The following is a 12738-nucleotide window of genomic DNA, read 5'->3' as shown; positions in this document are numbered from 1 at the left end:
AGAATTACGAATTACGAATTACGAATTACGGATTTGTGAGAAGATAGTAAACGCGAAGGTTATCCGCATATATCTCCACACAAATCCGTAATTCGTAATTCGTAATTCGTAATTCAAAATTCGCCTTATGGAACTGCATATCGCCAAAGACCCTGCACAACTGAGTGAAAATGTAGCTGCATGGATCAGCAACTACATCCTCGAAGTATTACAAACGCAGGAGCGTTTTACTTTCGTATTGTCCGGAGGAAACACGCCCAAGCAACTATATAGCCTGCTGGCAAAAGCTCCCTATAACATGGTTATTCCATGGGAAAAAATACATTTTTTCTGGGGAGATGAAAGAGATGTACCGTTTGAGGATGAACGGAACAATGCCCGCATGGCTTACCTGGAGTTGCTGGATAAAGTAGGGGTAAATCCGGAAAATATCCATGTAATGCGCACCGATATTGGCCCGGAAGCCTCCGCTGATGAATATGAGAAAATACTCAAATCATATTTTGGGAAAGAAGACACCACCTTTGACCTGGTATTATTAGGTATGGGAGATGACGGACATACCCTGTCCCTGTTTCCCGGTACGGCCGTAGTACACGAGCAAAAAGCCTGGGTAAAGGCGTTCTTCCTGGAAGCACAAAATATGTATCGCATTACCTTAACAGCTCCCGTAGTCAACCGGGCAGCCTGCGTATTATTCCTCACTACCGGTGCTAATAAAGCCATCACGCTCAAAAACGTCATTGAAGGTACCTTCGATGCGGAACAATTCCCGTCTCAACTGATCAGACCAGAAGACGGTGAGTTACACTGGTTTGTGGATGAAGCCGCAGCCGGCGCAATGGAAATATAACAAAAGAGCAGAAAGCATAAAGCGTAAAGCAAAAAGCTATTGTAGCGAAGATAAGTGCAGATAAAGTTAAATTTTATCGCTTATGTCTTCGCTACAATAGCTTTTTGCTTTACGCTTTATGCTTTCTGCTCTCCTTTTTCAGCTATTTTCAGTAGCTTGTGTACTGTACTAACAACGATGAGATTATGTTTGATAAGCCCGTATTTGACGCACACCTACATATTATTGATCACCGGTTTCCCCTGCAACCTAATGAAGGATTTTTACCGGCTGACTTCTCTGTAGCTGATTATCAGCAACAGGTGAAAGCACTGAATATTCAAGGCGGGGCAGTGGTATCTGGTTCTTTCCAGGGATTTGATCAATCGTATTTACTGGAGGCACTGAAACAGTTAGGTCCTGGGTATGTTGGTGTTACACAGATTCCTGCCAGTACCACAGATGAAGAAATCATTGCGCTTCATGAGGCCGGCGTACGCGCGGTGCGCTTTAATGTACAGCGTGGCGGTTCTGAAAGTGTAAAGTACCTGGAACAACTGGGATTACGTGTATATGACCTCGTAAAATGGCATGTGGAGCTATACGTGGATTCCCGTCAACTGCCAGGAATTTCTACCACACTACATAAACTACCTGCTGTAGTGATTGACCACCTCGGTTTGTCTAAAGCAGGGTTCAAATATTTGTTGCCGCTGGTAGAGAAAGGAGCTCGTGTGAAAGCAACAGGTTTCAGCCGCTGCGATTTTGATGTATTAACCGCCATGCGCCAGATCACTGCCATTAATGCCGGTGCTTTATTATTTGGTACGGATTTGCCGTCTACCCGCGCGCCGCGTCCGTTTGCGGCTTCAGACCTGCAACTGATCCTGGATAATTTCCCGGCAGATATTGCCGCGAAGATTTGCCGGGAAAATGCGCTGGCGTTGTATAAGCCATAATAGCGAATTTTGTCTTGGGACAGGATTATACTGATTATACTGATTTTATTTTTTGACGAATAAGATTTTAAAGAGATAAAGGGAAGATATATACGCGGATAACTTCGCATATATCTTCCCTTATCTTTTTAAAATAAAATCAGTATAATCAGTATAATCCTGTCCCATGACAAAAACTCGCCTGCTACCAATTATCAATCCCTACTGCATCCATTTCTTTTTTCAGGTGCTCAGGCATCTGGCCGTTGAGTAAAGCGCCGGGATGGGTACTGGGGTAAATGTCTTCAAAAGTTTTCACCGTATTCATAAATACCCGGCGGAAAATGTGCCGGCGTGTAATATCGTGTGGCTGCTGTAAGCCCGCAGCGCCAGCCAGTTCTATCGCACTTTCTGTAGTGTCGCGGTGATAGTTGGCAACGCGGTGTTTTTTATCATCTACCACCAGGCCGGCAGACAACCATTTGTCCTGCGTGGCAACGCCGGTTGGGCACTTATTGGTGTTACATACCAATGCCTGTATACATCCCAATGCCATCATCATAGCACGTGCACTGTTGCAGGTATCCGCGCCTAATGCCATCGCTCGGAGTATGTGGTAACCGGTGAGAATTTTACCGGAAGCAATGAGCTTCATATGATGACGGATATTGAAACCGGTAAGGGTATCATGCACAAAGGAAAGTCCATCCATCAGCGGCATCCCTACAGAGTTGGAGAATTCCGGTGGTGCCGCACCGGTTCCGCCTTCTCCACCATCTACCGTAATAAAATCAGGGAAGATATTCGTTTCAATCATCGCCTTACAGATGGCGTAGAACTCCCGTGGCTGGCCTATACATAATTTGAAGCCTACTGGTTTACCCTTGCTGAGATCCCGCAACCGCTGAATAAACAGCATCATTTCCCGTGGACTGCCAAATGCTTTGTGGTAAGGAGGAGAGAATACGGTGGTATGCGGCTTCACATGACGGATGGCTGCAATTTCAGGGGTGTTTTTAGCAGCTGGTAATATCCCTCCATGGCCTGGTTTGGCGCCCTGGGAAATTTTCAGCTCTATCATTTTAATCTGCGGTAATGCCGTTTTTTCTGCAAAAAGGCTGTCAGAGAAATTGCCGTCATCGTCGCGGCAACCAAAATAACCGGTACCTATTTGCCAGATAATATCGCCACCTTGTACCAGGTGAAAATCACTGATGCCACCTTCGCCGGTGTTGTGTGCGAAGTTCCCTATTTTAGCGCCCCCATTCAGGGCCTGTACGGCGTTGGAACTCAGCGAGCCATAACTCATGGCGCTCACATTCAGGATGCTGCCGGAATAAGGCTGTTTACAGTCTTTCCCGCCAAAAACTACCCGGGGATCCTTCTCCAGGTTGTCAAAATTCTGCGGCTGAATGGAATGTGCCATCCACTCATAACCCTCCGCATACACATTAAACTGGGTACCAAAAGGTTGGGAATCCAGTTCCCGCTTGGCCCGCTGGTAAATGGTGGACCGGTCTACCCGGTTAATCGGGCTGCCATCTATATCACTTTCAACAAAATACTGGTAAATCTTGGGACGCAATGCTTCCATCCAGTAACGCGCACGGCCTACCACAGGGTAGTTGCGGATAATGGCATGTTTGGTTTGTAACATATCCAGTATGCCCATGATAATGACAGGGCCTACAAGGATCAACAACCAGAACACCCAGGGGAAAAATAAGCCCAGCAAAATGATAACTGCTAAGCTCACACATGAAAATCCGATAAATGCTTTGACCATGGACTTTGATTTTTGTAATTTTTTGATGCTCCCCGTAAAGGGAGATAGTTGAATACTTCCTTACCTGTTTTTCTTCATTCCCATAAATCTACTTAACGCACGCCAGATAAATTTGTTAAATATATCTAGCCAAAACATTTTCCATCTCCCCCCATTCATCCCAAATTCCAGCATATCAAATTAATCATCTCCCAGTTTTTAAATTATTTTATTATCTTTCAACCTAAGCCAATTCTTTAATTAATCCACAACATGAAAAGATACAACTATCTTGGTAAGTTGGTCGCAACAGGTTTGCTGTTATTCAGTACCGTAGCAGGCGTGCAGGCTCAACAATCTCCTTATGATGTTTCCCGCCTGAAAACCAGCTGGGAAGTGGTAGAAAACCACTACCAGGGCAAGGACAATTTTTTGTCGGCCTTTACCTTTGTAAATACCGCCAATAAACCATTCCCGGCAAAAGGGTGGCAACTGTATTTTAACTTTATCAGGACCGTCACGCCGGGTGAATTACCGGGTCATGTAAACGTAGAACACATCAATGGTGACCTGTACCGTTTCACACCTGCTGATGGCTTTAATGGTATTGCTCCCGGCGACTCGCTCAAACTGGCCATCACCGGTGATGCCTGGGCAGTAAACTTTACCGATGCACCCGCAGGGTTGTATATTGTTTGGGAAGCCCAACCAGAAAAAGGCATATCCATCAAGGATTATAGCATACGCCCTTCCACCACCGCGAAACAACTGATGCGTTATCCCGGCGACAAAACAGCCGTAGTAACGCCAACGGATATATTTAAACAAAATGCTGCCGTAAAAGATATTCCGGCGTCACAACTGCCATTGGTATTCCCTACACCTGTAACTTATAATGCTACCGGAAATAACCTGGTGCTGAATGCATTACCGGTAATTACTGCAGACCCGCAATTATCCGCCAGCGCCAATGTGCTGAAAGATGAATTGCAGCTGTTGTTGGGAAAACGTGCACCAGGGACTGTTCCCGCCACATTAACCTATGATGCTACGGTAGCAGGTAAAAATAACGAAGGCTATAGCCTGAAAGTAAGCCCGGAAGGTATTATCATCAAAGCAGGTTCGGAAGCCGGTGCTTTCTATGCCATCCAGTCATTGAAAACACTGATTGCACCTACTGCCTGGTCTGCCGTACAGAAATCCATCACCATCCCGGGGGTGGAAGTAACGGACGAACCCCGCTTCGGCTACCGTGCTTTCATGATTGACGTAGCCCGCAACTTTCACAACAAACGGGATATGTTGCGCATCATCGACCTGATGGCCCTGTATAAACTGAACATCCTGCATTTCCACTTCAGCGATGATGAAGGCTGGCGTGTGGAAATACCCTCCCTGCCGGAGTTAACGCAGGTAGGCGGTAAACGCGGACACAGCACTACCTGGAGAGATATGTTACCTCCTTCTTATGGTTCTGGTCCGGATACCACCAATGCAGCCGGTACCGGCTATTTCACCCGCAACGATTTTATCGAAATACTGCGCTATGCAACGGCCAGGCATATACGCGTATTACCTGAAATAGAAAGTCCGGGTCACGCCCGCGCTGCCGTAAAATCAATGGAATCCCGCTACTATCGCCTGAAAGCGGCCGGTAAAGAGCAGGAAGCCAACGAATATTTATTAACTGATTTGCAGGATAAATCGGAATATCAATCTGTACAAGCCTGGAGTGATAACGTGATGAACGTAGCCTTACCATCTACTTATCGCTTCCTCGATAAAGTACTGGAGGAATTGCAGGCCATGTATAAAGAAGCAGGGGCGCCATTGTTGCAGGTACATATGGGGGGGGATGAAGTGCCGGGTGGTGTGTTTGAAAAATCACCGGCCTGCCTTGCACTGATGCAACAGGATAAATCCATTACCGGCGTTAATGATCTCTGGTATTACTACTACCGCAAAGTAAACGATCTGTTGAAAGCCCGCGGCCTCACCGTAGCCGGCTGGGAAGAAGCAGGGATGCGTAAAACTTCCCTGGCCGGAGAAGCACAAAGCATTCCAAATCCTGATTTCGTAAATGACAACTTCCAGTTGAATGTATGGAATAACGTAATTGGTGGTGGTCAGGAAGACTTATCTTATCGCCTGGCAAATGCGGGTTACAAAGTAGTATTATCCGGTGTGAGCAATTTCTATTTTGATATGGCTTACATGAAATCTTTTGATGAACCAGGTTTCTACTGGGGTGGCTTCGTAGATGTGGATAAGCCATTTTATTTTATTCCGTTTGATTACTACAAAAATCAAAAGGTAGATGGTAAAGGTAACCCGGTAACACAAGATATGTTTGTAGGAAAAGATCGCCTCACTGGTTTTGGCGCTTCCAATATTCCTGGTATACAAGGATTGCTGTGGAGTGAAACGGTGACCAGCTCTGACCGGATGGAATATATGATGTTACCTAAATTACTGGGACTGGCAGAGCGTGCATGGGCACAGGATCCAGCCTGGGCTACCGAAAAAGATCCGGCGAAGGCAGAGGCCTTGTATGCACATGCCTGGAGTGTATTCAGCAATGTAATGGGCAAGCGTGAAATGCCGCGCCTGGATTACTACGAAGGTGGTTTTAACTGGCGTATTCCCACCGCTGGGACTTCCGTAGAAAACGGGGTGTTTAGTGCAAATGTGCAGATGCCCGGTTTACAGATCCGTTACACTACTAACGGTGAAGAACCTACGCAGAAAAGCCCGTTATACACTACCCCGGTAACCGCTGGTGGAAAAGTGGTGAAGCTGAAAGTATTCAGCCCACGTGGCCGCAGCAGCAGAACCACTACCGTAAAGGTGCCGGTAGCAGATACCCAGATGAAGAATAATAAATTATAAAGCAGTTAGCTTTTAGCTGTTAGCTGTTAGCAAAAATGCAGCGAAGATGAACAAGATATATCTTTCATCTTCGCTGCATTTTTGCTAACAGCTAAAAGCTAACAGCTAACAGCTAATGGCTAACAGCTTTCTCCGCTCATCCCTTTTTTACTACCCCCTTTTTTCATTTTTGTATTTTGTTCGCTAAACCCATAACAACCTGATGTTTCGTACCATTCCACTGATGCTTTGTTGTAGCCTGTTAGGTATTTCCGTAGTAGCACAAAAGAAAAACGAATCCTGTCAATTGCAGATGCGTAAAGCGATTTCGCCGGTAAAGATAGATGGCGTGATCGATGAGGCTGCCTGGCAACAGGCGGATGTAACCACGCAGTTTCACATGGTGTTGCCTATGGATACCAGCTTGGCGCGGCTGCGTACAGAGGTGAGGATGACATACGATGATAAAAATATTTACCTGTTGGTAGAAAACTTTACGATGGGAGAAGGGCCTTATATGGTAGAGTCGCTCCGCAGGGATTTTGCCTTTTTGAAGAACGATAACTTCCTCCTGTTCATGGACCCCTTCGATGACCAGACCAACGGGTTTACTTTTGGCGCCAATGCTGCCGGTGCCCAGTGGGACGGCCTGATGTACGATGGCGGAAAGGTAGATCTGAGTTGGGACAATAAGTGGACATCCGTGGTGAAAAACTACCCGGATAAATGGGTGTTCGAAGCAGCTATTCCTTTTAAAACAATCCGGTATAAAAAAGGGATTACCAAATGGGGGATTAACTTTAGCCGCAATGACCTAAAAACAACGGAGAAGTCGGCCTGGGCGCCGGTACCGCGGCAGTTTGCCACGGCATCACTGGCCTATACTGGTAACCTGGTATGGGATGCTGCGCCGCCGGAGGCAGGTGCTAATGTTTCCCTGATACCTTATTTACTGGGAGGTATTTCCAAAGATTATGAAAAAGGCTCCAGTGAAAAGTGGCGCCGCGATGCAGGGCTGGATGCGAAGGTAGCGGTGACTTCTTCCCTGAACCTCGACTTAACGGTGAACCCCGATTTTTCGCAGGTAGATGTGGATAAGCAGGTGACGAACCTGGACCGCTTTGAATTGTTTTACCCGGAGAAGCGGCAGTTTTTCCTTGAAAACGGCGACCAGATGTCTAATTTTGGTTATTCCACGATTCGTCCGTTCTTCTCGCGGCGTATTGGTTTGGGAGGCGTGCCGATTCGTTTTGGCGCGAGGCTGAGTGGAAAAATCAATAAAGACTGGCGTTTAGGCGTCATGAATATGCAAACCGGCAGGCAGGAGGAAACCGGGCTGCCCGCACAAAACTTTACCGTGGCAGCTTTGCAGCGGCGGGTGTTTTCCCGGTCTAACCTGGGATTTATTTTCATCAATAAAGAATCCGTGAATTATGATCCTTCTAAAGTAACGGATCAGCCTATATACAACAAGTATAACCGGAATATGGGACTGGAGTATAACCTGGCTTCTTCCAATAATTTCTGGACGGGCAAGGCCATGTTGCTGAAATCGTATAGTCCCAATAAGAGTGGGCATGATATGGCCCATGCCGCCAACCTGCAATACACCAGCAAAGAATGGAATATCAGCTGGCAACATGAATATGTAGGGAAAAACTACAACGCCGAAGTGGGATATGTGCCGAGGCAGGGATATGTAAAAATAGCGCCGCAGATCACGCACCTGTTTTTCCCATTGTCCGGCAAGGTGTTGAGTCATGGTCCGCAGGTAACCAGTACCTGGTTTTTTGAAGAAAAAGACCTGCATCGTACCGACAATGAAACAATGCTGAACTATGGGATTGTACTCCGTAAACGGAACACACTGAATATATGGGCTTCCAATACCTATATCCAGTTGCTGCAGCCTTTTGACCCTACCAATACGCGTAAAGACAGCCTGCTCACCGGTTCGCAGCATAATTGGAATACAGCGGGAGTGGATTATGTATCCAAGCCGCAGGCGTTATTTACCTATGCTTTATCGGCCCGTTATGGCGGTTATTATGCAGATGGAACCCGTTTGATGACAAATACAGAGTTGGGGTATCGTTTCCAGCCTTTCGTGAGCATCGCCCTGAGCGCTAATTATAACTATATCAACCTGCCGAAACCCTGGGGTACTAACTCGTTCTGGCTGGTAGGGCCACGTTTGGATGTTACCATGACCAATACCTTGTTTTTTACCGGGTTTATGCAGTATAACGGCCAGCAGAAGAACATGAACCTGAATACCCGCTTCCAATGGCGTTACAGGCCCGCTTCTGACCTTTTTATTGTGTATACGGACAATTACCTTCCCGAGCCTTTCTACGTAAAAAACAGGGCGCTGGTGCTTAAACTGGTGTATTGGTTTAATATTTAGTCCGGGGTCCGTATTAACTGTTAAGAATCTATTAACACTTCAGTCTTTTATTCCGCTTAACATTGCTGCACTGAGTTGGTGTATGATACAACTATACCCGTTGGTATATACATCATGTTTTCATTTACTATCGTTGTGAATCATATCTCCCTATGGTGTTTACCATGGGGATTTTACCATTTTAAACTCCTTTTTATGCATCCTTTTATACCAGGGCAGCTACTGCGTATATGCTGCGTATTTATAGGGCTGGCAGGATCTGCAGCCGCACAGTCGCCAGCTGTGATTGCCGGTAAGGTAACGGACCAACCGGTGCGTAATGTGTCGTTGGCATATTGGTATGACCCTGGTATTTCTCCTGCATTTACGCAGGATACCTTATTAAAGAAAGACTCCTTTTATTTCCGTTTGCCGCTGCCTGCTGGCAGGCAGGTATTTTTTTATGCAGATGCGGGTAGCAAATACCAGTTCTATGGTCTGATCCGGGAAGGCGACAGTCTTCATATCACGATGCAGGGAGATAGTATGATATTTACCGGCAGGGGAGCGGTGGTGAACAGGGGATTGTATAAAGCAAGACAGGAACAGGCACGGGTTCCGCTGCCGGCGCGGGTTACCGCAACAACCCTGGCAGCCGTCTACCGGCAGCAATTGCTGGCAGGCAGCCGGGTATTGGCAGTTTATCGTGATAGCATGCCTGCTGCTACCTGGTCACTGGTACAGGCACACGTACAGGGCGAAGTAGCCGCCAAACTGGTAAGTACCTTATGGAAGCTGCCGCCGGCACCTGACAGCACGCTGGAAGAGCGGCAGGTCCTTTTTTATCAGCAGGATATTTTACCCGCATTGCCATCGATTACCTGGTCGGATACAACGGCCATGTCTATACGTTATTTAGGCTACCTGTTACAAAAAGCGGAAGCAGATTATTTTATACAACACCGGTATGAATGTAATAACCGGGCAATTTACGAATGGATTAAAACACATTACAGTGGCCGGTTTCGGGATAAGCTGCTGGCGCATGCACTCACCCTTGGTTTTGCTGCGGGCAACCAGCAGGAAGAACAGGAATGGTGTGTGAAAGACTATCTGTCCATAGCACAGGATGAGGCTTGTAAACAGGCCATAGGGAAGCTTTACGGACGATCCAGGAAAGGGATCAGTAAAGGTAGTATCGCCCCTCCATTCAGTTTTTCGGATCAGCAAGGCAGGTTGGTGAGCCTGCAGCAATTCAGCGGAAAAGTAGTGCTGTTGCACTTTTACAACAGTACTGATTCATTACAAAAGATATTGTCTGAGATAAAAAACTGCTTTACAGATGCTACGGTGTCGTTTGTGAATATCTGTTGTAATGGTAATACAGTAAAGGATTTGCCGGGATACTTACTCTCTGTGGATGAGCAGCATAGAGACGTATTAACGCAGTATAATATCAGTAGGTATCCTTCATTAATAATAGTAGGAAAGAACGGAAAAATATATGCTACCAGGCCGCCGGATCCCGCTATGGACTATGGAACCGCGTTAACCAACATTATCTATGACGCATTATTGCAGTGAGCATTTTTTTAGGGATTTGCACCAATAAAACGACGTTCGAAACGTTTAATAATCGTCCGCAGATAGACCGCATCAGCGCCATTGACCCGCAGCTAAATTTTGAAAAACCCGTTTAAACCAGATTGTTAATATTTACATTTAAATATATATATGAGAATGCTGGTTTAATCAAGACACATTCCGTAAATTCAGTAAATAACCGTTAAGACCCCTCTATGCCACATGCCAAAGCGTTATTTTGACAGACTACAAACCATTGATTACCTCATCAGGATCAAAGGGACCGGTAAGCCCGCTCAGTTAGCCAAGCGGCTTCGTATTTCCGAAAGAACACTATATGAATTCCTCAAAATGATGAAGGAGTTAGGTGCTCCCATTGAGTACGACCGGTACAAAGAAAGTTACTACTACTCAGAAAAAGGTGGATTTAATGTCAGGTTCTCGAAAAACCTGATCACCGTGAGTACGATGTTGCTTTTATTCCTGCACATTTGGTAACATGGTCCGCGCACTGACCAGTTAACCGGCCTCCCCGTTAGCTCCCCTGCGCCCACGAACGCCCGCTTTCCGGGCCTTAGATCTGTTCATACCGCTGTATTACAGCAGTGAAAGGATCTTTTATGTAAGCCTCCCTGAAGTGGTGGACAGGAAAATTATTGTTCCCTGGGACAATCATTTTAACTGTCCACCTTCTTTTTCCATAATACTTAACATTGGATTAACTGTTCCCTCCCGAAATAAATCCAATTTTATCCAGAAAGTATATTGTCAGCTTTGATAAAGTATTATGCGAATCATATTTCTTTTTTCATAACGCGGTTTAGATTAGATTTTAGATAATACGCGGGTCTCTGTTCAGTCACCTGCTTTAACTTTAATCTTCTGTGCCCGCGGGCAACTGACTGGAGAGAATTTTCGTAGCAGTAACGAACCAAAATCAGCTCTATGGTACTAAACTGTATTATTTTAGGAAATGACCCGGAAGGATTCGGGGAGCTGGAATCTTTTTTGTCTGCCATTCCATACGTTTATTTCGTAGGACGCTACCAGACACTGAAGGAAGCACAGATATGGCTGGATGCCCAGGTCATAGACGTATTGCTGGTCGGATGCTACGACGATCCTCTGCCACCACCACCTGGTCCGCAGGATGTTTTGCCGGTAATGGTAATGACCTATTCTGATCCCCCAGGTGGCTTTGATTACCTGCCCGTGGGCCTCCTCCAATTACCTTTTACCCAAACAGCATTGACCGAAGTATTCACCAAAATATATAACCTCATAGACATGGAAGGAATAGCCCGCCCCTCAAAGTATGCAGCTGAGTATTTTGTACTTAAAACACCCCACCGCCTGGAAAAGGTGTTTTACAAAGACCTGCAGTATGTGGAAGTAATGGACGACCATATCACCCTGCACCTGGCCGATCAGAAACTGGTGACCACAGAAACATTGGATTGGATCATCTCCCAGTTACCCGCCAACGTTTTTATGCGGGTACATCGCTGGTTTGTAATAAGCCTGCGGCATATCACCGAGTTGAATGAAGACCATGTAATGGTAGGCGCGGCAAGGATTACGCTGACCACCAGCATGAAAAATGAGCTGGAGAAACGGTATAAGCTACCGATGTAAAGAAACATGTCAGGGATGTAATGCGGTCAATATTTTACCCGCCACCCCACTGGCATCTTCATCATAAGCATGTCCACCTGGCAATATCAGCTTCTGATAAGGGATACTCAGCGCAGAAAAATTAAACTCCTTTTCTTCTGCCCCAAAAACCAATAACAGGGGTTTTCCGGAAATTTTGTTCATTTCCGCTACTACACTCATGCCCTTATTATTGGATTTTCCCAACATATCGGATACATGTACTTCCAGGTCGGTAGTTAAAGAAGGAGAAAGCAATACTACGTGTTTTACTTCTGCCGCTACTTCCCCAGGTAAGCTGGTGTAAATAAATGGCATTACATCTGCCCCCAATGAATAGCCAATCAGTACAACACCATTGTTGCTGGCCCATTGCGATTGGTAGTTTTTAATCAGGGCCGTTACATCCCTGGCAGCCTGTTGGGGAGTTTTTTTATTCCAGAAATACTTCAGGGCATTTAAAGCCACTACCGGGTAATTTTTCTGATGAAAAGACTCTATCACATTGGCAGAAAATTTTTTCATGCCGCCGTCACCGGTAATATAGATGATCAGGGGAGCAGTGGTACCTGCTGTTGGCGCTTTGGTGACCACCGGTAAATTACTGATGTTACTTTGTGCCTGTATCTGCCATGCGGTCAATAATAATAGTCCGATGAACAGCTTCCCTGTTTTTGATAATATTCCTGGTAATACCATATGGCCTTCTGCT

Annotated in this window: 9 protein-coding genes; 7 read left to right on the top strand and 2 right to left on the bottom strand. The window is 45.9% G+C overall.

What is annotated here, in order from left to right; genetic code table 11:
- Positions 1-127 precede the first annotated feature (127 nt).
- Both pgl and AC5ZC7_RS25760 read left to right on the top strand, forming a co-directional pair.
- Complete coding sequence (gene pgl / locus AC5ZC7_RS25765; protein WP_496158190.1) at positions 128-853, top strand: 6-phosphogluconolactonase; 726 nt, start codon at positions 128-130, stop codon at positions 851-853.
- Between the two features lie 185 nt (positions 854-1038).
- A complete protein-coding gene (locus AC5ZC7_RS25760; protein WP_496158191.1) occupies positions 1039-1791 on the top strand; it encodes an amidohydrolase family protein in 753 nt (250 codons plus the stop codon).
- A 184-nt stretch (positions 1792-1975) separates the two neighbouring features.
- Here AC5ZC7_RS25760 and AC5ZC7_RS25755 read toward each other — a convergent pair whose 3' ends face one another.
- Positions 1976-3556 carry a glutamate synthase-related protein gene (locus AC5ZC7_RS25755; protein ID WP_496158192.1) on the bottom strand — a complete coding sequence of 527 codons (1581 nt, stop codon included), beginning with the start codon at positions 3554-3556 and terminating at the stop codon, positions 1976-1978.
- A 252-nt stretch (positions 3557-3808) separates the two neighbouring features.
- Here AC5ZC7_RS25755 and AC5ZC7_RS25750 point away from each other — a divergent pair, with 252 nt between their 5' ends.
- From AC5ZC7_RS25750 to AC5ZC7_RS25730, 5 genes are all read left to right on the top strand, one after another.
- The gene (locus tag AC5ZC7_RS25750) at positions 3809-6424 is read left to right on the top strand and encodes a family 20 glycosylhydrolase (RefSeq protein ID WP_496158193.1); all 2616 of its coding nucleotides are present in this window, start codon (positions 3809-3811) and stop codon (positions 6422-6424) included.
- Positions 6425-6626: 202 nt separating this feature from the next.
- Positions 6627-8810 (top strand): DUF5916 domain-containing protein, encoded by a 2184-nt coding sequence (locus AC5ZC7_RS25745; protein WP_496158194.1) that lies wholly within the window; start codon positions 6627-6629, stop codon positions 8808-8810.
- 195 nt (positions 8811-9005) lie between these two features.
- Positions 9006-10373 carry a peroxiredoxin family protein gene (locus AC5ZC7_RS25740; protein ID WP_496158195.1) on the top strand — a complete coding sequence of 456 codons (1368 nt, stop codon included), beginning with the start codon at positions 9006-9008 and terminating at the stop codon, positions 10371-10373.
- A 222-nt stretch (positions 10374-10595) separates the two neighbouring features.
- Complete coding sequence (locus AC5ZC7_RS25735) at positions 10596-10871, top strand: HTH domain-containing protein (RefSeq protein ID WP_133808462.1); 276 nt, start codon at positions 10596-10598, stop codon at positions 10869-10871.
- 447 nt (positions 10872-11318) lie between these two features.
- Positions 11319-12008, top strand: a complete 690-nt coding sequence (locus AC5ZC7_RS25730) for a LytTR family transcriptional regulator DNA-binding domain-containing protein (RefSeq protein WP_496158196.1) — start codon at positions 11319-11321, stop codon at positions 12006-12008.
- A gap of 9 nt (positions 12009-12017) precedes the next feature.
- Here the strand turns inward: AC5ZC7_RS25730 and AC5ZC7_RS25725 are convergent, their stop codons facing one another.
- Complete coding sequence (locus AC5ZC7_RS25725) at positions 12018-12725, bottom strand: AcvB/VirJ family lysyl-phosphatidylglycerol hydrolase (protein ID WP_496158197.1); 708 nt, start codon at positions 12723-12725, stop codon at positions 12018-12020.
- Positions 12726-12738: the final 13 nt, after the last annotated feature.

The sequence above is a fragment of the Chitinophaga sp. 9-1-y genome, from assembly GCF_059511905.2.
The sequence above is the reverse complement of the archived record's forward strand: the minus strand, read 5'-3'. Positions and strand labels throughout refer to the sequence as shown.